A 20466-nucleotide genomic window follows, 5' to 3' on the forward strand; every position below is an offset into this window, starting at 1 on the left:
AAAGTTCAAGGAGATGCGGATGAAACAGTATTTGATTGCACCCTCAATTCTTTCGGCTGATTTTGCCCGGCTGGGCGAAGATACCGCGAAAGCCCTGGCTGCCGGTGCGGATGTCGTTCATTTCGACGTTATGGATAACCACTACGTGCCTAACCTGACCATCGGCCCGATGGTACTGAAGGCACTGCGCAACTACGGCGTGACCGCCCCCATTGACGTGCATCTGATGGTGAAGCCGGTCGACCGCATCGTGCCGGATTTTGCCGCCGCGGGTGCCAGCATCATCACTTTCCACCCTGAAGCCTCTGAACACGTTGACCGCACCCTGCAGCTGATTAAAGAGCACGGCTGTAAGGCGGGCCTGGTGTTTAACCCAGCCACGCCGCTGAGCTACCTTGATTACGTGATGGATAAGCTGGACGTGATCCTGCTGATGTCCGTCAACCCGGGCTTTGGTGGTCAATCCTTCATTCCACAAACCCTGGATAAGCTGCGTGAAGTGCGTCGCCGCATCGACGAATCAGGCTTTGATATCCGTCTTGAAGTGGATGGCGGCGTGAAGGTAAGCAATATCGGCGACATCGCCGCGGCGGGCGCAGATATGTTCGTGGCCGGCTCGGCGATTTTCGACCAGCCGGACTACAAGAAAGTCATCGATGAAATGCGCAGTGAACTGGCGAAGGTAAGTCATGAATAAGTTGCAGGCAATTCGGGGCGTTGCATTTGACCTCGACGGCACGCTGGTGGACAGCGCGCCGGGCTTAACCGCGGCGGTTGACCAGGCGCTGTATGCGCTGGAACTGCCGATGGCGGGTGAAGACCGCGTGATAACGTGGATTGGTAACGGGGCAGACGTGCTGATGGAGCGCGCGCTGACCTGGGCGCGTCAGGAGCGTGCCATTCAGCGTGCGGCGCAGGGCAAACCTGGCGTCGATCACGCGGATATCCCGCAGGAAGAGCAAATTCGCCTCCTGCGTAAGCTGTTCAACCGTTTTTATGAAGAGACGGTAGAAGAGGGCAGCTTCCTGTTCCCGGATGTGGCGGGCACCCTGAGCGCGCTGCATGCTGAAGGTATGCCGCTGGCGCTGGTCACCAACAAACCGACGGCCTTTGTCGCGCCTTTGCTGGAAGCGCTGGGTATCGCCGACTACTTCTCGGTGGTTGTCGGTGGCGATGACGTGCAGAATAAAAAGCCGCATCCCGAGCCGCTGTTGCTGGTGGCAGGAAAATTATCCTTAACGCCGGATGCGCTGCTCTTTGTAGGGGATTCGCGCAATGATATTCTGGCGGCCAGGGCTGCAGGTTGCCCGTCCGTGGGCCTGACCTATGGCTACAACTACGGTGAATCCATTACGCTGAGTGAGCCGGATTTCGTCTTCGACCACTTCAAAGATTTACTGCCCGTTCTCGGGCTTTCGCACAGTGAAAATCAGGAATTGAAAAATGACTAAGCCCATCGTATTTAGTGGCGCACAGCCCTCAGGTGAACTGACCATTGGCAACTATATGGGTGCGCTGCGTCAGTGGGTGAACATGCAGGATGACTATCACTGTATCTACTGCATCGTTGACCAGCACGCCATTACCGTGCGCCAGGATCCGCAGCAGTTGCGTAAAGCGACGCTCGACACCCTTGCGCTGTATCTGGCCTGCGGTATCGATCCTGAGAAAAGCACCATCTTCGTTCAGTCTCACGTCCCGGAACACGCGCAGCTGGGCTGGGCGCTGAACTGCTATACCTATTTCGGCGAACTGAGCCGTATGACCCAGTTCAAGGATAAGTCTTCCCGTTACGCTGAAAACATCAACGCCGGTCTGTTTGACTATCCGGTCCTGATGGCGGCTGACATTCTGCTGTATCAGACCAACCAGGTTCCGGTGGGTGAAGACCAGAAGCAGCATCTGGAACTGAGCCGCGACGTGGCCCAGCGCTTCAACGCGATTTACGGCGATATCTTCAAGGTGCCAGAGCCGTTCATTCCGAAATCCGGTGCCCGCGTGATGTCCCTGCTGGAGCCGACCAAAAAGATGTCCAAGTCGGATGATAACCGCAACAACGTGATCGGCCTGCTGGAAGATCCGAAAGCGGTGGTGAAGAAGCTTAAGCGTGCGGTTACCGACTCTGACGAGCCACCTGTGGTGCGTTACGACGTGCAGAATAAAGCGGGCGTCTCTAACCTGCTGGATATCCTCTCTGCCGTCACTGGCCAGAGCATTCCCGAGCTGGAGCAGCACTTCGAAGGCAAAATGTACGGCCATCTGAAAGGCGAAGTGGCGGACGCGGTCTCCGGCATGTTGACCGAGCTGCAGGCGCGTTATCACCAGTTCCGCAATGACGAAGCCTTCCTGCAGAAAGTGATGAAAGAAGGAGCCGAGAAAGCCAGCGCGCGCGCCTCCGAAACGCTGAAAGCGGTGTATGAAGCGATTGGGTTTGTGGCGAAGCCATAAGTAAAAGCAAAACGGTAACCCTGTTACCGTTTCCAGGCTTTGTACGCTCTCTTAAGAGAGGAGCAGGACGAAGGCATCAGGCCGCACTGCTCTACCAATAAAAAAACCGGGATATTCCCGGTTTTTTTATGCCTGAAAAAAGCTTACTGATTTGCTGCCGGGCCGCAGCCGCCGATGATCTTGGAGATAGAGATCGCCGGGTGCAGCAAGTAGTCGTAGCTGCAGTTATTTTTGGTGTTTTGCACGTGGCCAGTGCACGCCGTCAGGGTAGTTAAGATGCCTGCAACCAGGGCAATCTTTGCCAGTTTGAACATAACGCTTCCTTGTCAATAACATGAGGGAATAGAGAGAAATAGGCTTTCTCGGAGAGCATGTTATCGACAGCAGTAAGAGAGGAGTAGTCCATAACAGGACTACTCATTTTGCGGAGATTATGTTCAGTCTGACTTAATGATTTGAGAACCAGTTGAGCTTGTCACGCAGCGCCACCACGCGGCCCACCACGATCAGCGCCGGGCTTTCAACCTGCTGCGCCAGCTCGCCCAGCTCGGTTAACACGCCACTCACCACACGCTGTTTGATCGACGTGCCGTTTTCCACCAGCGCAACCGGCATTGTCGCCTCCATGCCGTGTTCGAGCAGCTTAGCCTGAATGGTCGCCGCCTGGTTCAGCCCCATATAGAACACCAGAGTCTGTTTCTCTGCCGCCAGGTTATACCAGTCCAGTTCGCTGCCGGTTTTCAGATGGCCGGTGACCAGGCGCACGCTCTGGGCGTAGTCACGGTGGGTCAGCGGGATACCTGAATAGGCAGAACAGCCAGAGGCAGCGGTAATGCCCGGCACCACCGAGAACGGAATGCCTGCCTCGCACAGGGTTTCCAGTTCCTCGCCGCCGCGCCCGAAGATAAACGGATCGCCGCCTTTCAGGCGCACCACGCGTTTACCCTTTTGCGCTTCACGCAGCAGGATCTGGTTAATGTCTTCCTGCGGTACGCAGTGATACCCGGCACGTTTGCCAACAAACACCCGATCCGCATCCCGGCGCACCAGGTTCATGATGTCGTCGGAGACCAGGCGGTCATAGACCACGATATCCGCCTGCTGGATCTGCTGCAGCCCTTTCAGGGTCAACAGGCCCGCATCGCCTGGACCCGCCCCCACCAGCACCACTTCGCCGCGGTGATCGAGCGGCGCATTGATAAGCTGCTCGGTCGTCTCATCCACGGCTTTCTGATCCTGATTCGCCAGCGACTGCGCCAGGCGATCGTTCACAAAGAATTTCTCCCAGAAGCGGCGGCGCTCGCCGACGGTGGCGAACTGCTTTTTCACCCGGGCGCGCAGTTTCCCTGCGTAATGAGCCACCTGACCCAGATGCTGCGGCAGGATCGCTTCCAGCTTTTCGCGCAGCAGGCGCGCCAGCACTGGTGAAGTCCCACCGGAGGAGACGGCGACCATCAGCGGCGAGCGATCAATAATCGACGGCATGATAAAGCTCGCCTCTTTCGGCGCATCCACCACGTTGCAGAAGATCCGCCGCGCTTCACAGGCGTCACTGACGCGCTGGTTAACCGCATCGTCGTCAGTGGCGGCAATGGTCAGCCAGCAGGTATCGAGCAGCGATTCCCGAAATTCCCCTTCGACGAGGGTGAGCATCCCTTCCTGCGCCCACACGGTGAATTGCGGGGCGAAGGCGAGGGCATTGACGGTGAGTCGGGCACCGGCCTCTAACAGCAGGCGGGCTTTACGTTCAGCCACATCGCCACCACCTACAAGCAGGCAGTCGCGATGGCGTAATTGACAGAATATTGGCAGGTGATCCACGACATTACCTCTTCTTACGGGTTGGCTTTCGCCTGAACGGTTGCGATGGTAGCCGGAGTCGGACGCTCCGCTTTAGGGGTAGCATACCAGTAACCCCAACCCATAAATACAACCCCAGAAAGAGTATTGCCAAGGGTTACCCACAACAGGTTATGGCCGATACCTGACAGCGTATACGCTTCGCTGTGGTGACCGAACCAGGAGAGGGCAAACAGCGTCATGTTGGCTACGGAGTGCTCGTAGCCGGAAGCGATAAAGGCCAGCAGACACCACCAGATAGCGATAAATTTCGCGGCGCCTTCAGTGCGGATTGCCATCCAGATAGCAAGACACACCAGCCAGTTACAGAGCGCGCCCTTGAAGAACAGCACCATCGCCGGTGCGGAGGTTTTTGCCAGCGCGACGGTGTGAACGAGACTGGTATCAACCGGCAGCAGGCTACCACCGCCCCAGCTGTAGAGCAGGGCGACAAACACGGAGCCGACCAGGTTGCCGAGCCAGGTTTGTGGCAGGATCGCCCACATCTGGCCCTGAGTGATGGTGCCCGCTTTCACGCCCAGCGTCAGGAACATGGTGTGGCCGGTGAACAGTTCAGAGCCAGCGATGATGACCAGGGTCAGGGCGATACCAAAGGTGGCGCCCATCACCAGCGGACGAACAGAGGGATCGAGCAGATTGCCGAGGGTGAAAATTAAAATGATCCCCAACCCGACATAGGCCCCCGCCATGGCGGAGCTGATCCAAAATCCGAGGGGACTGTTTTTACTGAGGCGGGCAATACGCGCAGCATTAGCCGCACACTTATTGATAGTGTCTGTAAACATTTGATTATCCTGTACACTTCATCCTCTACGCTGCCTCGTTGTTGGCTGCCTTCACTCACCCCAGTCACACAGTGAACTATGCGCCTGGGGATTCGTTCAGTTGCCGCCGCGATGCAGCGCACATGATTTCGTGTAAAAAGTTGAAAAAATCCCGAACGGGAGAACATTACAAAAGCGGGGGCATTGCGCCCCCGTGTTAATCAGCCTCGAAGCTGCACTTTGCCGTCTTTGACACGAACGTCATAGTGCTTCACGGAGTGGCTTTCATCTTCCATGCAGCGTCCGTCGCTCAGACGGAAACGCTGCTTTTTCAGCGGGCTGGCAACCCATAGCTCGCCCTGATGCTCAGCGATAATCCCACGGGACAGCACGCTGGCCTCAAAGAACGGGTCGATATTGCTGATGGCAAAGACCTGTTCGTCGTGGCGCGGACGGAAAATAGCAACCTGCTCATGACCTAACAGCGCGCACACGCCGGTGGCAGGCAGGATGTCGTCGATTTTGCAGATGTTTACCCACTGGCTCATACGTTTTCCTCCACCAGCATGACCGGAATGCGTTCATAAGGTGTTGCCGGGCGATGCTGCTCGCGCTCTGGCACCACCTGCACGCCTGGGTCGCGCTGGGTGCTGTTGATAAAGTGTTTGAAGCGAACCTGCGCCGCCGGGGTGTTGACGGTTTCAGTCCATTCGCAAATCACGGCGTCACGCAGGCGTGCCATCTCTTCTTCCAGCGTCGCGTTCAGGCCGAGTTTGTCGTCGATGATCACTGACTTCAGGTAGTCGATGCCGCCTTCCAGGTTATCCAGCCACGGTGCGGTACGGGTCAGTTTGTCTGCGGTACGGATGTAGAACATCATGAAGCGATCGAGGTACTTGATCAGCGTTTCACGGTCGATATCCGCCGCCAGCAGATCTGCATGACGTGGTTTCATCCCGCCGTTACCGCAGACGTACAGGTTCCAGCCTTTCTCAGTGGCGATGATACCCACATCTTTACCCTGCGCTTCGGCACATTCACGGGTACAGCCAGAGACGCCGAACTTCATTTTGTGCGGGGTGCGGATGCCTTTGTAGCGGTTTTCCAGCTCAACGCCGAAGCCGACGCTGTCGCCCACGCCGTAGCGGCACCAGGTGCTGCCGACGCAGGTTTTCGCCATACGCAGCGCTTTGGCATAGGCATGACCGGTTTCGAAGCCTGCTTCAATCAGCTGACGCCAGATTTCCGGCAGGTCGTCTTTCTGCGCACCGAACAGACCGATACGCTGGGAACCGGTGATTTTGGTGTACAGGTTAAATTCGCGGGCGATACGGCCCACTGCCACCAGGCCTTCCGGGGTGATTTCCCCGCCGGCAGAACGTGGGATCACCGAGTAAGTACCGTCTTTCTGGATGTTGGCCAGGAAGTTGTCGTTGGTGTCCTGCAGCGGGGTGTGCTGCGGCTTGAGCACGTACTCATTCCAGCAGGAGGCCAGCAGAGAACCGACGGTTGGTTTACACACTTCACAGCCGTAACCCTGGCCATGTTTCTGCAGCAGCTCGTCGAAGGATTTGATGCCTTCCACGCGGATCAGGTGATACAGCTCCTGGCGAGAGTAAGCGAAGTGCTCGCACAGGTTATTGTTCACTTCAATGCCCTGTTTCGCCAGCTCGGCGTTGAGCACCTGGGTGACCAGTGGGATACAACCGCCGCAGCCGGTACCGGCTTTGGTTTCGGCCTTCAGCGCCGCCACGGTGTGGCAACCCTTATTGATGGCAGAAATCAGCATGCCTTTGGTGACATCGAAGCAGGAGCAAATCTGCGCGCTGTCTGGCAGTTTATCGACACCAATCGAAGGTTTACCGCTGGCCGCGTGGGCTGGCAGGATCAGGGCGTCCGGGTTTTCCGGCAGTTCGATGGCGTTCAGTACCAGCTGGAGCAGGTTACCGAAGTCGCTGGTATCACCCACCAGCACCGCACCGAGCAGGGTCTTGTTGTCCGGGCTTACGATAAGACGCTTATAAACTTCTTTGCTTTCGTCGAGGTAAACGTAGCTGCGGGAGTTTGGCGTGCGACCGTGTGCATCACCAATGCCGCCCACGTCAACGCCCAGCAGTTTCAGCTTGGCGCTCATGTCTGCGCCGGTGAAGGCGTTTTCATTACCGAGGATATGGTCGGCAGTGACCTGCGCCATTTTGTAGCCAGGGGCAACCAGACCGTAAACGTGATTTTCCCAGCTGGCGCACTCCCCGATGGCATAGATATCGGGATCGGAGGTCTGGCAGGTGGAGTTGATCATGATGCCGCCGCGCTGGGCAACGGCCAGGCCACACTGGGTAGCCAGTTTGTCGCGCGGGCGGATACCGGTAGAGAAGACGATGAAGTCGACTTCCAGGTCGCTGCCGTCGGCAAAGCGCATGGTTTTACGCGCTTCGGTGCCTTCCTGGACGATCTCTTTGGTATTTTTGCTGGTGTGAACTTTCACACCCATGCTCTCAATTTTGCGTTTGAGCTGCTCGCCACCCATGTGGTCAAGCTGCTCAGCCATCAGCATCGGGGCAAATTCGATGACGTGGGTTTCAACGCCTAAGTTTTTAAGCGCGCCCGCGGCCTCGAGGCCGAGCAGACCGCCGCCGACCACCGCGCCGCGTTTGCTGCGACGGGCGCAGGATTCAATGGCGTTGAGATCTTCAATGGTACGATAGACGAAGCAATCCTGAGTTTCTGACCCTTTGATCGGTGGGATCCACGGGTAAGAGCCTGTCGCCATGATCAGTTTGTCGTAAAAAACCGTGCGTCCCGCACTGGAATGAATCACTTTTTCCTGACGGTTGATGGTAATAGCGCGTTCGCCCACCAGCACCTTCACGCCATGTTTCTCGTAAAAACCTTCACGCACCAGAGAAAGCTCTTCAGCGGTGTGGTGAGAGAAATAGGAGGAGAGGTGCACGCGGTCGTACGCCTTACGGGGTTCTTCACAGAACACGGTAATATCGAACCGGTCAGCATCGGCTTTATCAAGAAGATCCTCAATAAAGCGGTGACCGACCATGCCGTTACCGATAATCGCGAGTCTGACTTTGCTCATTTTTGCCTCGATTTCTTTTCTATTACTGCCTACCTTAACGATTCAGCAAAGCCACTTATTGATGCAAATCAAATACGCCTTAAACTACTCCTTAGTGGGTAGATGACTGATTTGTCAGGATTTTTCTAAGTAACGGAAATCGCAGGCTTTTCGTCTTAGCCGATTTTGTGTACAAATTAGGGGGCTAATCTTATCGATCCGCTACTCCTAAATTTCAGCCCCCTTTTTCGGGAGAATACGATGTCTACAGCACCGCTTTGGCTGATCCAGAACGTCCGGTTACCGGGTCGGGACGGATTATGGCAACTGGCTATTGAGAACGGTCGTTTTGGCGAAATCACCCCAACGGGCGAGGGGCAAAGCGAGAGCTATGAAGTGTTAAACGCGCGGGGTGGCCTGGCCCTACCGCCTTTTATCGAGCCGCATATTCATCTTGATACCACCCAGACTGCGGGTGAACCGAACTGGAACCAGTCCGGCACGCTGTTTGAGGGCATCGAACGCTGGGCGGAGCGCAAGGCGCTGCTCAGCCATGAAGATGTCAAAGCCCGGGCGTGGAAGACCCTCAAGTGGCAGATCGCCAACGGTATCCAGTTTGTTCGTACGCATGTGGATGTCTCTGACCCGACCCTTACCGCCCTGAAGGCGATGCTGGAGGTGAAGCAGGAGGTAGCCCCCTGGGTTGAGCTGCAAATCGTCGCCTTCCCGCAGGAGGGGATCCTCTCTTACCCCAACGGTGCCGCCCTGCTGGAAGAGGCATTGCAGTTGGGGGCCGACGTGGTGGGGGCCATCCCGCACTTTGAGTTCACCCGCGAGTATGGCGTGCAGTCGCTGCATATTGCGTTTGAACTGGCGAAGAAGTACGACCGGCCGCTGGATATTCACTGCGACGAGATTGACGACGAGCAGTCACGGTTTGTCGAAACGGTGGCGACGCTGGCGTATGAAGCCGGGATCGGCCCGCGTGTCACCGCCAGCCACACCACCGCGATGCACTCTTATAACGGGGCTTACACGTCACGGCTGTTTCGTCTGTTGAAGCTTTCCGGGATTAACTTTGTCGCCAATCCGCTGGTGAATATTCATTTGCAGGGCCGTTTTGACGACTATCCGAAGCGGCGCGGCATTACGCGGGTGAAGGAGTTGCTGGAGGCGGGGATTAACGTCTGCTTCGGTCATGACGATGTGTTTGATCCCTGGTATCCGCTGGGCACCGGCAATATGTTGCAGGTTCTGCATATGGGGCTGCATATCTGTCAGATGATGGGTTATCCGCAAATCGACAGCGGACTTAACCTGATCACCCATAACAGCGCGCGTACTTTTGGTCTGGCCGATTACGGCATTGAACCGGGCAACCCGGCTAACCTGGTGATCCTGCCTGCGGAGACGGGTTTTGATGCGGTGCGGTGTCAGGTGCCGGTACGCTGGTCGATTCGTCAGGGAAGGGTGATTGCCACCACGCAGCTGGCACAGACGTGGATACAGACAGATCGCGGGGGAGAAGAGGTGTGCTTTACCCAAAACAGCCCCTCTGCAGGCAGCAGAGGGGCATGAGGCATCAGTGAGACGCTGCCGCAGTATTGTGCTGGCGGTGGCGGGTCACGAAACCCAGCACCAGACACATCACGAACACCACAGCGTAGAGGCCGTTAGCGGTGTGTAACGCCGCCAGTGGGCCGCTGTGTGCCACAATCGGGCCGGTGACGACGAAGGTCAGCATGGTCCCGATGGTGCCGCAGGTAAGCACGAAGTTAACCAGTTTCGGCGAGGCGACTTTGGTTTGCAGTGAACCCAGAGTAATGATCGAGGTGTAGATGGCGCTGGAGAAGAAGCCGAGCGTCAGGATAAACCACGGCATCTGTTCCGGCGAACCGTTGATGAACAGGTACATCAGCACGGTGGCGGCACCGGCCAGCACGGTGAGAATCCGCTGCAGGTCGAAGAAGCGCAGAATAAAGCTGAAGGCCCACATACCGAACATGTAGGACATCCAGAAGTCACTCACCAGCTGACCGGCATCGTTCAGGCTCATTCCCAGGCCTTTGGCATACTCTGGCACCCAGGAGATAAAGCCCAGCTGGCCGAGGATGTAGCACAGAGCGGCAATGGAAAGGAACAGTACGCCGATACCCCACTTCTCTTTTACCACCGGCTCGCTGGTGGTTTGCGCTTTCTTGCCGAGAACCGGGAAATCGCAGCCGAAGGTCAGGACAAAAATCGCCACGTAGACCAGGCCGATGCAGGCGTAAACCCAGTACCACTCAATGCTGCGCGCCAGCAGAACGGCGGCCACCATCGGGAAGATCATCCCTGCCATGCTGAAGAAGGAGTCGGTAAACAGCAGACGCGCGCCGCGCTGGCGGCCTTCATACATGTGGGTAATGAGAAACGTCCCGATGGACATAGTGATCCCGCTGACCAGCCCAAGCACAAACATGGCGGCAGAGAACAGGGCGATGCTGTGGCTGAGCATCAGACCTGCAACGGCACCCAACATCAGTACAAAGCCGAAACGCAGCTGCGTTTTCAGGGGGACGATTTCCATCAGCCAGGCGTTCAGGAAGATGGAGATGAGGATCCCGGCGTTAAGAAAGGTGAAGGTGTTACTCATGCTGGAAACGGGCAGGTTGAAATACTCTGCGATATTTCCCATCACCATCCCGGTGACGATAACCAACGCACCGGTAAGGGCGTAGGAGAAGAAGCTGATCCATGTGAGCTTGATACGATTGCTGTTAGTCATGACTGGCCTGTGAATAGAAATGTAAAGCGCCCGGAAGGCGCTGCGAGCGGCCAGATTTTAAGCGTGAATGTGATCTAATTAAATCTTTTATGAGTAATTAATGAAAAATTGCAGTTTTTAGTGTGATTTGTATCACTTTAATGCCTGCGTCAGTGGTTTCTTATCGGTTACATCTGTTTCAAATTCGTAAAATTAGGTAAAAGGCTGGCCTGTATTCATACTGCTCTTTAGAATCAAGCCATTCGCTTTCTTTACTGCGCTTTGTTAAGGAATTCTCATGCTCAAATCAACCCTGGCGGCTGTCGCGGCTGTACTCGCCCTTTCAGCCCTCTCTCCTGCTGCGCTGGCAGCCAAAGGAGACCCGCACGTTCTGTTGACCACCTCTGCCGGTAACATTGAGCTGGAACTGAACAGTCAGAAAGCCCCTGTTTCTGTGAAAAACTTCCTCGATTATGTGAACAGCGGTTTTTATAACGGCACCACTTTCCACCGTGTGATCCCGGGCTTTATGCTGCAGGGCGGTGGCTTCAATGAGCAGATGCAGCAGAAACAGCCGAACCCGCCTATCAAGAACGAAGCGGATAACGGCCTGCGCAACAGCCGCGGTACCATCTCAATGGCGCGTACCGCCGATAAAGACAGCGCGACCAGCCAGTTCTTCCTCAACGTGGCCGATAACGCCTTCCTCGACCACGGCCAGCGTGATTTTGGCTATGCGGTATTTGGTAAAGTTGTGAAAGGCATGGATGTGGCCGATAAAATTTCTCAGGTACAGACTCACGATGTGGGACCTTACCAGAATGTGCCGACAAAACCGGTAGTTATCCTCTCTGCGAAAGTCCTGCCGTAATCCCTGATGACGCGGGCAAGCAATGCCCGCGTTGCCTTTACCTTCCTGCGAAACCGTAGTTTGCTGCTTATACTTGTGGCACACGAGCGCAATCAGGGAGGTAACAGGTGAAAAAGCTCACTGACAAACAAAAATCCCGTCTCTGGGAACAACAGCGAAATATCAATTTCCAGGCCAGTCGCCGCCTTGAAGGGGTCGATAGTCCGTTGGTCACCCTCAGCGCAGATGAGGCGCAACGCCGTCTTGAGGAGTTAAGGGGGCAGCATGAGCGATAAATACGGTAACGATCGCGATCCTTATCTCTACCCTGAACTGAATGTGATGCGTAACCGGCTGGGCATTCGTCAGGCCGAGCGGCTCGCCCTGGCGGCATATGAATTTACCGCACTGCGCGCCGCGACCCTGAGCCTGGGGCCGCTGTTACGTGGGCTGCCGCACCTGTGCGCCATTCACCAGCATCTCTACCAGGATATTTTTGACTGGGCGGGCGATATCCGCGAAATGGATATTTATCAGGGGGATACCCGATTCTGCCACTTCGCCTATATCGAAAAAGAGGGCAATGCCCTGATGCAGGATCTGGAGGAGGAGGGGTATCTCGTCGGGCTGGAGAAAGCAGATTTTATTAACCGCCTCAGCCACTACTACTGTGAAATCAACGTCCTGCACCCGTTCCGCATCGGCAATGGTATTGTTCAGCGCATCTTCTTTGAGCAGCTGGCGATCCACGCGGGCTATCAGCTCGACTGGCGCGGCATCGACCCGGAAGCGTGGGCGCAGGCCAACCAGAGCGGTGCGATGGGGGATTTGAGCGCGCTGAACACAATCTTCAGCAAAGTGGTAAGCGAAGCCCGGGAAACTGAGTAGAATAGGGCGGCCATTTTTTCGGGAGCCGCCATGATTCTGCTGATTGATAACTACGATTCTTTCACCTGGAACCTGTACCAGTATTTTTGCGAGCTGGGGGCAGAGGTGGTGGTCCGGCGCAACGACGTACTTTCTCTGGAAGATGTCGCGGCGCTGAACCCACAAAAGATCGTTATCTCTCCGGGGCCCTGCACGCCGGATGAGTCCGGGATCTCGCTGGCGGTGATTAAGCACTATGCCGGGAAAGTACCGATCCTCGGCGTCTGCCTCGGGCATCAGGCCATTGCCCAGGTCATGGGCGCAACCATTGTCCGTGCCGCGAAAGTGATGCACGGCAAAACCGCCCCGGTGACCCACAACGGCACGGGGGTGTTTTCTGGCCTGAATAATCCTCTGACCGTGACCCGCTATCACTCTCTGGTTATCGACCCGCCAACCTTGCCCGACTGCTTTGAGGTCACCGCCTGGAGCGAGACCCGGGAGATCATGGGTATCCGCCATCGCGAATGGGATCTGGAAGGGGTGCAGTTCCACCCGGAAAGCATTCTGAGCGAACAGGGCCATCAACTGCTGGCTAATTTCCTCCATCGTTGATTTTTAGTTGCCATAAAGTGATTTTTTAAGCATATTTCGTGATTATATTTTCACTTCTGCTTCTTGCTTAAAAAAGGGTGGGGTTACATGGCAACTGAACAATCTGCAATTACGCGCGCAACATTCGATGAAGTTATCCTGCCAATTTATGCACCGGCTGAGTTTATCCCGGTGAAGGGGAATGGCAGCCGCGTCTGGGATCAGCAGGGTAAAGAGTACATTGATTTTGCGGGCGGAATTGCGGTGACGGCGTTAGGCCACTGTCACCCGGCGCTGGTCGAGGCGCTCAAAACTCAGGGTGAAACCCTGTGGCACACCAGCAACGTCTTTACCAACGAACCGGCGCTGCGTCTGGGGCGTAAAATTATCGACGCCACCTTTGCCGAGCGCGTGCTGTTTATGAACTCCGGCACCGAAGCCAACGAAACGGCCTTTAAGCTGGCGCGCTACTACGCCTCCACCCGCCATAGCCCGTTTAAAACCAAAATCATCGCCTTTCATAACGCTTTCCATGGCCGGTCGCTCTTTACGGTGACCGTGGGCGGCCAGCCTAAATATTCCGACGGCTTTGGCCCGAAACCAGCCGACATCATTCACGTGCCGTTTAACGATCTGCATGCGGTGAAAGCGGTGATGGACGATCACACCTGTGCCGTGGTGGTCGAGCCGATTCAGGGTGAAGGCGGCGTGATGGCGGCGACACCGGCGTTCCTGCAGGGGCTGCGCGAGTTGTGCGACCAGCACCAGGCGCTTCTGGTGTTTGATGAGGTGCAGAGCGGCATGGGGCGTACCGGGGATCTGTTTGCCTACATGCACTACGGCGTGACGCCAGACATCCTGACCAGCGCCAAAGCGCTCGGCGGTGGTTTCCCGGTCAGCGCGGTGCTCACCACCCAGGATATTGCCTCGGCGTTCCACGTCGGCTCTCACGGCTCCACCTACGGCGGCAACCCGCTGGCGTGCGCGGTGGCAGGGGCGGCGTTCGATATCATTAATACGCCGGAAGTGTTGAGCGGTGTGATGACGAAGCGCGAGCAGTTTGTGAAACACCTCCAGCAGATCGATGCCCGGTACGATGTGTTCAGCGATATTCGCGGCATGGGGCTGTTGATTGGCGCCGAGCTGAAGCCGCAATACAAAGGCCGGGCGCGCGATTTCCTCTACGCCGCCGCCAGTGAAGGGGCGATGGTGCTCAACGCCGGGCCGGACGTAATGCGCTTTGCGCCGTCGCTGCTGGTGGAAAGTCAGGATATCGATGAAGGGATGACCCGCTTTGCACAGGCGGTGAAGCGCGTGGTGCAGCCGTAAGGGCGCTGCGTTTATCCTTATCCTCTCCCGCACGGAGAGGGCGCATATATAAAAAACGGTAACCTGGGGGTTACCGTTTTGCGTTTAATGCGGTGTTCGTTTCAACCGCCGGATCAACCAAATCCCATGATGCGGGCGCTGACGCCATGCCACCGACGAAATGGTGTGCATGGTGTTCAGATGCCCGAGGGTGCGCTGCAGATGTTGTTCCAGCGTGCTCATAGGACCGTAGGTCATGGTTTCGGGGGCTTCCAGGATATTCTCATCGCCGCTTTCGCCCGGTGAATCATACTCCAGACGCTGCTGGCAGCGTTGAAGGGCAATTTCACACGATTGCAGATAACGCTGCGCCAGGTCCGGCGTCAGCATCGTATGCTCCCGTGCCAGGGTCGTCATCGCGTTGATATGCTCGACGATGAACTGACTGTGGGTCACCCACAGCTTCATATCCGCCAGATATGCCGAGTTGAAGCCCGGCTCCTGCATCGCCTGGTTGAGGGAGTTGAACAGCGCGTTGTGCGCCTGGTTGACCTTCATGCGCTGCCAGGCCAGCGGCGTCGGCTGCGGATCGTCGCTGAGGATCAGGCGGATGGCTTCCTGATCGGCCTCCAGTGCATCGTGGGCATTCTGGCGCAGCAGCCCGCTCTGCCACTGTGGCCACAGCCAGACCATTCCACCGAAAGCAATCAGGCAGCCAATCAGGGTATCGGCCAGCCGGGCGATAATAAATTGCTCGCCGTTCAGAGTCAGCAGTTGCAGGGTATATACCGCTGTGACCGTAAAGCCCACCGTCGCCCAGCCGTAGCTCTTGCGAATGATCAGGTAGCTCACCAGAGTCACTATCAGCATTCCGGCAAGGGTATAACCTTCCGGGACGTGTAAGTGCAGGGTCACGCCCGCGATGATCAGCCCCACCATGGTGCCGGCCGCCCGGTGAAGAATACGTACCCGCGTCGCGCTGTAGCCGTTTTGCGTCACCAGCAGCACGGTCATTAGGATCCAGTAAGGTTTCGGCAGGTGCAGCGCCATGCCCATCAGGCTGGCGATACTCAGCATCACGCTGATGCGCGCCGCATTACGCAGGGCGGCAGACTTCAGCGACAGATAGCTTTTGAGGGCCGGGAACAACGGCAGGCGTTTCTGCTTGTCGGCCATCAGATCGCGCGGATAGAGCGGGCGTTGCGTGCGCAGCACGCGGGCAATACGGCTGAAGTGCCAGGCGCAGAACTGGCCCACCGGGTTATCCGGGTGCTGACGGGCAATTTTCTCCAGCGCGCCAAGCTGCTTGTCCATGGTGAACCGGGTGGGATAACGATGATAAAGAATATCGTCAGCCAGCACCCGCAGGCGTGCCGCAACGGTCTGCGCGTTCCAGCGGATCACCGCTTCGGCGTGGCTGCGCTCCACCAGCTTCTGCACCTCCTTCGGGTGATGCAGGCTGACCGAGATATGCTCCTGCAGATCCAGCCCCACCTGGAAGGTGCGCAGCAGGCGTTTGTATTCGTGATTTCTGTTGGCCGCCAGCATATGCAGCTGCTGGTAACAGAGGCTGATCAGATCGACCACCTTCTGCTGGCGGGCCAGCAGCGGCGGCAACGATTTTTCAGGGTCGGTATGCTGCGTCAGCAGGGTGTATTTTGCTTCGCAATAATCGGCCAGCTGCTGATAGAGCACGCTCAAGGATTCACGCAGCGGTTGTTCGCGCCACATCCAGAACCAGAACCAGTTAAACAGCCCGTACCAGAGGGTGCCCAGCGTATAGAGCAGTAGCGGCTCCCAGACCGGCATGTTCCCCGCCAGGCTCAGGGTAAAGATGGCCGCAATCAGCGAGGCGGGCAGCAGTCGGGCATGCAGGGCACTGATCTCTGCCGTGACCCCTAACGTCATCGCCAGCACGGTCAGAATGAGGGGCAGCGGAATATCGCGCGCCAGCAACAGCTGTACAGCCAGGCTACAGCCGGCAAACAGGCAGCCACCAATAGTCAGGCGTTTAAAAAAGCGTTTATGCGGTGTGTCCAGGCCAGCAATGTTGCAGCAGGCAGGAACGAGGGAGAAGAGCAGGCCGTGTTGCAGATCGCCGAGGATCAAACCCACAGCCACAGGAAGACACAACACCAGCGTTTGCCGCAGTGCGTAGTTAACTTCCGGGTGATAAATGAGCCTGCGCCACATGGGTGATAGAGACAAAAACGGCGTGTCATCATGCGATGCCACGCCGTTTTAGCGGAATTAACGTGTTCCGTAAACCACGATGGTTTTACCGTGGGCAGAAATCAGGTTTTGATCTTCCAGCATTTTCAGAATACGGCCCACTGTCTCACGAGAACATCCGACGATCTGACCAATTTCCTGACGGGTAATTTTAATTTGCATACCGTCCGGGTGGGTCATGGCGTCTGGCTGTTTCGCCAGGTTCAGCAGGGTCTGAGCAATGCGGCCTGTTACGTCGAGGAAGGCGAGGTTACCCACTTTCTCGGACGTGACCTGCAGACGGCGAGCCATCTGCGAAGAGAGGCGCATCAGGATATCCGGGTTAACCTGAATGAGCTGGCGGAACTTTTTATAGGAGATCTCAGCCACTTCACACGCGGTTTTTGCACGGACCCAGGCGCTACGCTCCTGTCCTTCTTCAAACAGGCCCAGTTCGCCGATGAAATCTCCCTGATTCAGGTAAGAGAGGATCATCTCTTTGCCTTCTTCATCTTTGATCAGCACTGCCACCGAGCCTTTGACGATGTAATACAACGTTTCCGCTTTTTCACCCTGGTGAATCAGCGTGCTCTTCGATGGGTACTTATGAATATGGCAATGAGACAAGAACCATTCGAGAGTCGGGTCTGTTTGCGGTTTGCCAAGCACCATGCGCTGTTATCCTCTGTTATAAGCTGGCTCCAGAGTCTGGCTATGTACCTGTACTCTGGGGTTGCAATCGAATTCTTCCCCTTGCCTGGGGTCTGGCCTGCACAATAATTAGCAGCCTGTAATGTGTGATGTCCTCTGCATACATGTGCAACGTCAATGTATTACTGTAGCATCTCGACTGTTTTAGCATAGCTTTCGCCGCCTGTCTCCTGGTGTCTCGCTTCAGCTTGATGCAGGTCGACTTCCGTTGTCAGAATTGTTACTGACGCGTAATCTGTCAGGAAAAATGCAATCCTGGAGTTAATTAAAATGCAAGCACGTGTGAAATGGGTCGAAGGGTTAACGTTCCTTGGTGAGTCGGCTTCCGGGCACCAGATTTTAATGGATGGCAACTCCGGCGACAAAGCGCCAAGCCCGATGGAAGTTGTCCTGATGGCGGCAGGCGGATGCAGCGCGATCGACGTGGTGTCGATCCTGCAAAAAGGACGTCACGAGGTGACCGACTGTGAAGTTAAGCTGACCTCAGAGCGTCGTGAAGAGGCGCCGCGCCTGTTCACCCATATCAATCTTCATTTCGTGGTTACCGGCAAACAACTGAAAGACGCTGCGGTATCCCGCGCGGTGGATCTCTCTGCGGAGAAGTACTGCTCCGTAGCGCTGATGCTGGAGAAAGCGGTCAATATTACCCACTCGTATGAAGTGATCGAGGCGTAAGCCCCGGATAAAACGCCGGGCGGCACGTCGTTTGCCCGGCCAGTAGGTTTCTGTAGGCCCGTTAGCGTAGCGCCACCGGGCGACAAAGCCTCAGTCGATCTTCTTCCCTTCCATCAACCGCTGCACCAGCGGCATCATGATTAACTCCATCGCCAGCCCCATCTTCCCGCCCGGGACCACCAGCGTATTGATGTGTGAGATAAACGAGCCCTGTAGCATCGCCAGTAGCCAGGGGTAATCGATATTGTCCAGATTGCGGAAATGGATCACCACGAAGCTCTCGTCCAGCGAAGGGATGCCTTTAGCGGCAAAGGGGTTCGAGGTGTCCACGGTCGGGACGCGCTGGAAGTTAATATGGGTGCGGGAAAACTGTGGCGTCAGGAAGTTAATGTAATCCTCCATAGAGCGCACCACGGAGTCCATCACCGCCTCGCGGGAATGACCGCGTTCGCTGGTATCCCGCGTCAGCTTCTGGATCCACTCCAGGTTGACAATAGGCACGACCCCCACCAGCAGATCAACATGGCGCGCCACGTCGTGATCCGGCGTGACTACCCCGCCATGCAGGCCTTCGTAAAAGAGGACGTCGGTCGGTTCCGGCAGCGGCTGCCAGGGGGTAAAGGTGCCTGGCACCTGGTTCCAGGGCACCGCTTCGTCATAGGTATGCAGGTATTTGCGCGACTGGCCGGTGCCGCTTCGCCCGTATTCGGCGAAGGTTTGTTCCAGCAGGCCAAAGTCGTTCGCTTCAGGGCCAAAATAGCTGATGTGTTTGCCGAGATCGCGCGCCTTGCGGATGGCCATGTCCATCTCAGGACGGGTGAAGCGGTGAAAGCTGTCGCCTTCCACTTCTGCGGCACGCAGATGCAGCTGGGAGAAGATCTTACGAAAGGCGAGGCTGGTGGTGGTAGTACCCGCACCACTCGACCCTGTAACGGCAATAACCGGATGTCTGGCAGACATAGCAACTCCCTGAATGGAAAGATGTCGCGGTTAACCGCGAAATTGATTGCGAGGCATGATGTTGACGGTTTCGTGCAGCTCTGACCATACCACCAGCACCTCACCGCTTTGCAGCTGGCGCCTGATATCGGCCACCTTCTGCTCAAGCGAGCGTTCCTGTTCACCATAATCGGTGCCTTCGCGTAACACAAAGCTTTCAATCAGATTATCCAGCGTTTCGGGAGCCAGATCTTGCCAGGGAATAATCATCTTATCGGTTCCAGGTATGTGGTCAGCCAGTCCGGGATACGCGTTTCCAGCCACATCTTCGGACGACGTAGCGTGCCGCCGACAAAGCCCACGTGCCCGCCATGTTCGGTCAGCTGATACTGCACGTTCGCGGGCAAAAATTCCTGCGCGGGTATCGAATGATGATCCATAAAAGGATCGTCTTTAGCATGAATAATCAGCACCGGTTTGGTGATCTTACTCAGCAACGGCATGGCGCTGCACTGGCGATAGTAGTCAATAGCATCGGCAAAACCGTGAATTTTGGCGGTGATCAGATCGTCAAACTCGCGCAGGCGACGCACTTTCTTCAGCTGTCGCAGACTGACCGGCAGCGTATCCGGGTAAGCTTTTAGTTTGCGTGCGGCATTGGCTTTGAGCAAGTTCAGCAGATAGCGCTGATAAACGCGCGAGAAGCCCTTATCCATATGATAGCTGCAGTGCTCCAGCATAAAGGGGGCGGAGACAATGGCGGCGGCATCCAGTGGAACCGTGTCACCCTCTTTTGCCAGCAGGCAGGCGAGCATGTTTCCTCCCAGCGAATAGCCCACTGCCGCCGTCGGGGCCGGGCCGTGGGTCTCTGCCAGCCAGCGCAGGAACCAGGTGCCATCTTCCGTTTCGCCGGAGTGGTAGATGCGTTTCTGGCGATTGGGTTCACCGCTGCATCCTCTGAAGTGCATCACTACGCCCAGCCAGCCACGCGCTTTCGCCGCCTGAATCAGGCCGTGAGCGTAGGGGCTGTGCAGACTGCCCTCCAGACCATGAAAGACCACCAGCCGGGGTTTGTGCTGTGCCTGCAGCGGATCTTCACTCCAGGCTAAATCAACAAAATCATCATCCGGCAGGTCAAGGCGCTGCCAGACGGGGGTAAAAAGCACTTTACGGCGGATGAGGCGCGGCAGCATGGTCTGCAGGTGTCGATTCGACACGCCCCGCATGGGGACAAAAGTCGCGCTCTCGTCGGGCGTAAAGTTAAATTCGGATGGAATTGTCTGCGTCATAACGATGTGATGTTAATTCTTCTCAATCGTTCACTATACCTTCCGAATCGGCTCCTGTTTATAAAAACAGACGCGGGCCTGAGATTCCTCCCCCTCGCGACACCCCTTTTTCCTGCCCATAGTCTGTTGTTTAACTG

Annotated in this window: 21 protein-coding genes; 10 read left to right on the forward strand and 11 right to left on the reverse strand. The window is 56.4% G+C overall.

All coding sequences use genetic code 11. The features are described from left to right. Nucleotides 1-19 precede the first annotated feature (19 nt). The 3 genes from rpe to trpS are packed head-to-tail and all read left to right on the forward strand — an operon-like array spanning nucleotide 20 to nucleotide 2448. Nucleotides 20-697 (forward strand): ribulose-phosphate 3-epimerase, encoded by a 678-nt coding sequence (gene rpe, locus ABIE02_RS20725; RefSeq protein WP_032614789.1) that lies wholly within the window; start codon nucleotides 20-22, stop codon nucleotides 695-697. Continuing rightward, a complete protein-coding gene (gene gph / locus ABIE02_RS20730) occupies nucleotides 690-1451 on the forward strand; it encodes a phosphoglycolate phosphatase (RefSeq protein ID WP_032614787.1) in 762 nt (253 codons plus the stop codon). The genes rpe and gph overlap by 8 nt, the downstream gene beginning before the upstream one ends. Continuing rightward, nucleotides 1444-2448, forward strand: coding sequence for a tryptophan--tRNA ligase (gene trpS, locus ABIE02_RS20735; RefSeq protein ID WP_032614786.1), 1005 nt, complete (start codon nucleotides 1444-1446; stop codon nucleotides 2446-2448). The genes gph and trpS overlap by 8 nt, the downstream gene beginning before the upstream one ends. 143 nt (nucleotides 2449-2591) lie before the next feature. On the opposite strand, the gene ABIE02_RS20740 is transcribed toward trpS, so the two are convergent. The 5 genes from ABIE02_RS20740 to nirB form a co-directional block, all read right to left on the reverse strand. Then, nucleotides 2592-2762 carry a YhfL family protein gene (locus ABIE02_RS20740; protein WP_032614785.1) on the reverse strand — a complete coding sequence of 57 codons (171 nt, stop codon included), beginning with the start codon at nucleotides 2760-2762 and terminating at the stop codon, nucleotides 2592-2594. A gap of 133 nt (nucleotides 2763-2895) precedes the next feature. After that, a complete protein-coding gene (gene cysG, locus ABIE02_RS20745) occupies nucleotides 2896-4269 on the reverse strand; it encodes a siroheme synthase CysG (protein ID WP_130588142.1) in 1374 nt (457 codons plus the stop codon). 14 nt (nucleotides 4270-4283) lie between these two features. Further along, nucleotides 4284-5093, reverse strand: a complete 810-nt coding sequence (gene nirC, locus ABIE02_RS20750; protein ID WP_032614782.1) for a nitrite transporter NirC — start codon at nucleotides 5091-5093, stop codon at nucleotides 4284-4286. Nucleotides 5094-5293: 200 nt separating this feature from the next. Beyond that, on the reverse strand, nucleotides 5294-5620 hold the full coding sequence (nirD, locus tag ABIE02_RS20755) for a nitrite reductase small subunit NirD (protein ID WP_191152136.1): 327 nt from the start codon (nucleotides 5618-5620) through the stop codon (nucleotides 5294-5296). Next, complete coding sequence (nirB, locus tag ABIE02_RS20760) at nucleotides 5617-8160, reverse strand: nitrite reductase large subunit NirB (protein ID WP_032614779.1); 2544 nt, start codon at nucleotides 8158-8160, stop codon at nucleotides 5617-5619. The genes nirD and nirB overlap by 4 nt, the downstream gene beginning before the upstream one ends. Nucleotides 8161-8400: 240 nt before the next feature. Between nirB and ABIE02_RS20765 the strand changes: the two genes are divergently transcribed. Then, on the forward strand, nucleotides 8401-9717 hold the full coding sequence (locus tag ABIE02_RS20765) for a cytosine deaminase (RefSeq protein WP_336995229.1): 1317 nt from the start codon (nucleotides 8401-8403) through the stop codon (nucleotides 9715-9717). Between the two features lie 4 nt (nucleotides 9718-9721). Here ABIE02_RS20765 and tsgA read toward each other — a convergent pair whose 3' ends face one another. Beyond that, nucleotides 9722-10906, reverse strand: coding sequence for an MFS transporter TsgA (gene tsgA / locus ABIE02_RS20770; protein ID WP_032614776.1), 1185 nt, complete (start codon nucleotides 10904-10906; stop codon nucleotides 9722-9724). Between the two features lie 277 nt (nucleotides 10907-11183). Between tsgA and ppiA the strand changes: the two genes are divergently transcribed. The 5 genes from ppiA to argD all read left to right on the forward strand — a co-directional run bounded on the left by ppiA (nucleotide 11184) and on the right by argD (nucleotide 14525). Beyond that, nucleotides 11184-11756, forward strand: coding sequence for a peptidylprolyl isomerase A (gene ppiA, locus ABIE02_RS20775; RefSeq protein ID WP_032614775.1), 573 nt, complete (start codon nucleotides 11184-11186; stop codon nucleotides 11754-11756). A 107-nt stretch (nucleotides 11757-11863) separates the two neighbouring features. Next, nucleotides 11864-12031, forward strand: a complete 168-nt coding sequence (locus ABIE02_RS20780; RefSeq protein ID WP_071886409.1) for a YhfG family protein — start codon at nucleotides 11864-11866, stop codon at nucleotides 12029-12031. Then, the gene (locus ABIE02_RS20785) at nucleotides 12021-12623 is read left to right on the forward strand and encodes a putative adenosine monophosphate-protein transferase Fic (RefSeq protein WP_336995228.1); all 603 of its coding nucleotides are present in this window, start codon (nucleotides 12021-12023) and stop codon (nucleotides 12621-12623) included. Before ABIE02_RS20780 ends, ABIE02_RS20785 begins: the two co-directional genes overlap by 11 nt. Nucleotides 12624-12653: 30 nt before the next feature. After that, nucleotides 12654-13217, forward strand: a complete 564-nt coding sequence (gene pabA, locus ABIE02_RS20790; RefSeq protein ID WP_032614773.1) for an aminodeoxychorismate synthase component 2 — start codon at nucleotides 12654-12656, stop codon at nucleotides 13215-13217. A gap of 87 nt (nucleotides 13218-13304) precedes the next feature. Continuing rightward, nucleotides 13305-14525: a bifunctional acetylornithine/succinyldiaminopimelate transaminase gene (gene argD / locus ABIE02_RS20795; RefSeq protein WP_336995227.1), complete on the forward strand. Its 1221-nt coding sequence runs from the start codon at nucleotides 13305-13307 to the stop codon at nucleotides 14523-14525. A gap of 84 nt (nucleotides 14526-14609) precedes the next feature. On the opposite strand, the gene ABIE02_RS20800 is transcribed toward argD, so the two are convergent. Further along, nucleotides 14610-16697: a YccS/YhfK family putative transporter gene (locus tag ABIE02_RS20800; protein ID WP_059307059.1), complete on the reverse strand. Its 2088-nt coding sequence runs from the start codon at nucleotides 16695-16697 to the stop codon at nucleotides 14610-14612. A 57-nt stretch (nucleotides 16698-16754) separates the two neighbouring features. Beyond that, a complete protein-coding gene (gene crp, locus ABIE02_RS20805; protein ID WP_000242758.1) occupies nucleotides 16755-17387 on the reverse strand; it encodes a cAMP-activated global transcriptional regulator CRP in 633 nt (210 codons plus the stop codon). Nucleotides 17388-17696: 309 nt separating this feature from the next. On the opposite strand from crp, the gene ABIE02_RS20810 reads away from it, so the two are divergent. Next, a complete protein-coding gene (locus ABIE02_RS20810) occupies nucleotides 17697-18101 on the forward strand; it encodes an OsmC family protein (RefSeq protein WP_077226871.1) in 405 nt (134 codons plus the stop codon). Nucleotides 18102-18191: 90 nt separating this feature from the next. Here the strand turns inward: ABIE02_RS20810 and ABIE02_RS20815 are convergent, their stop codons facing one another. Genes ABIE02_RS20815 through ABIE02_RS20825 form a run of 3 tightly spaced genes read right to left on the reverse strand, consistent with a single transcriptional unit; the run spans nucleotide 18192 to nucleotide 20329 of the window. Next, nucleotides 18192-19061: a phosphoribulokinase gene (locus tag ABIE02_RS20815; protein ID WP_032614766.1), complete on the reverse strand. Its 870-nt coding sequence runs from the start codon at nucleotides 19059-19061 to the stop codon at nucleotides 18192-18194. A 30-nt stretch (nucleotides 19062-19091) separates the two neighbouring features. Further along, the gene (locus tag ABIE02_RS20820; protein WP_032614764.1) at nucleotides 19092-19310 is read right to left on the reverse strand and encodes a YheU family protein; all 219 of its coding nucleotides are present in this window, start codon (nucleotides 19308-19310) and stop codon (nucleotides 19092-19094) included. Continuing rightward, the gene (locus ABIE02_RS20825) at nucleotides 19307-20329 is read right to left on the reverse strand and encodes a hydrolase (protein WP_117386901.1); all 1023 of its coding nucleotides are present in this window, start codon (nucleotides 20327-20329) and stop codon (nucleotides 19307-19309) included. The genes ABIE02_RS20820 and ABIE02_RS20825 overlap by 4 nt, the downstream gene beginning before the upstream one ends. Nucleotides 20330-20466: the final 137 nt, after the last annotated feature.

The sequence above is a fragment of the Leclercia sp. 1548 genome, from assembly GCF_050435045.1.
Lineage (GTDB): Bacteria > Pseudomonadota > Gammaproteobacteria > Enterobacterales > Enterobacteriaceae > Enterobacter > Enterobacter adecarboxylatus.

Bases quoted from the DNA above. Each gene is read 5' to 3' on its own strand.
- ABIE02_RS20815 (WP_032614766.1), bottom strand. From the start codon at position 19,061: ATGTCTGCCAGACATCCGGTTATTGCCGTTACAGGGTCGAGTGGTGCG.
- ppiA (WP_032614775.1), top strand. From the start codon at position 11,184: ATGCTCAAATCAACCCTGGCGGCTGTCGCGGCTGTACTCGCCCTTTCA.
- pabA (WP_032614773.1), top strand. From the start codon at position 12,654: ATGATTCTGCTGATTGATAACTACGATTCTTTCACCTGGAACCTGTAC.
- ABIE02_RS20800 (WP_059307059.1), bottom strand. From the start codon at position 16,697: ATGTGGCGCAGGCTCATTTATCACCCGGAAGTTAACTACGCACTGCGG.
- tsgA (WP_032614776.1), bottom strand. From the start codon at position 10,906: ATGACTAACAGCAATCGTATCAAGCTCACATGGATCAGCTTCTTCTCC.
- nirC (WP_032614782.1), bottom strand. From the start codon at position 5,093: ATGTTTACAGACACTATCAATAAGTGTGCGGCTAATGCTGCGCGTATT.
- ABIE02_RS20765 (WP_336995229.1), top strand. From the start codon at position 8,401: ATGTCTACAGCACCGCTTTGGCTGATCCAGAACGTCCGGTTACCGGGT.
- rpe (WP_032614789.1), top strand. From the start codon at position 20: ATGAAACAGTATTTGATTGCACCCTCAATTCTTTCGGCTGATTTTGCC.
- argD (WP_336995227.1), top strand. From the start codon at position 13,305: ATGGCAACTGAACAATCTGCAATTACGCGCGCAACATTCGATGAAGTT.
- ABIE02_RS20740 (WP_032614785.1), bottom strand. From the start codon at position 2,762: ATGTTCAAACTGGCAAAGATTGCCCTGGTTGCAGGCATCTTAACTACC.
- ABIE02_RS20825 (WP_117386901.1), bottom strand. From the start codon at position 20,329: ATGACGCAGACAATTCCATCCGAATTTAACTTTACGCCCGACGAGAGC.
- nirD (WP_191152136.1), bottom strand. From the start codon at position 5,620: ATGAGCCAGTGGGTAAACATCTGCAAAATCGACGACATCCTGCCTGCC.
- gph (WP_032614787.1), top strand. From the start codon at position 690: ATGAATAAGTTGCAGGCAATTCGGGGCGTTGCATTTGACCTCGACGGC.
- ABIE02_RS20810 (WP_077226871.1), top strand. From the start codon at position 17,697: ATGCAAGCACGTGTGAAATGGGTCGAAGGGTTAACGTTCCTTGGTGAG.
- crp (WP_000242758.1), bottom strand. From the start codon at position 17,387: ATGGTGCTTGGCAAACCGCAAACAGACCCGACTCTCGAATGGTTCTTG.
- trpS (WP_032614786.1), top strand. From the start codon at position 1,444: ATGACTAAGCCCATCGTATTTAGTGGCGCACAGCCCTCAGGTGAACTG.
- ABIE02_RS20820 (WP_032614764.1), bottom strand. From the start codon at position 19,310: ATGATTATTCCCTGGCAAGATCTGGCTCCCGAAACGCTGGATAATCTG.
- ABIE02_RS20785 (WP_336995228.1), top strand. From the start codon at position 12,021: ATGAGCGATAAATACGGTAACGATCGCGATCCTTATCTCTACCCTGAA.
- nirB (WP_032614779.1), bottom strand. From the start codon at position 8,160: ATGAGCAAAGTCAGACTCGCGATTATCGGTAACGGCATGGTCGGTCAC.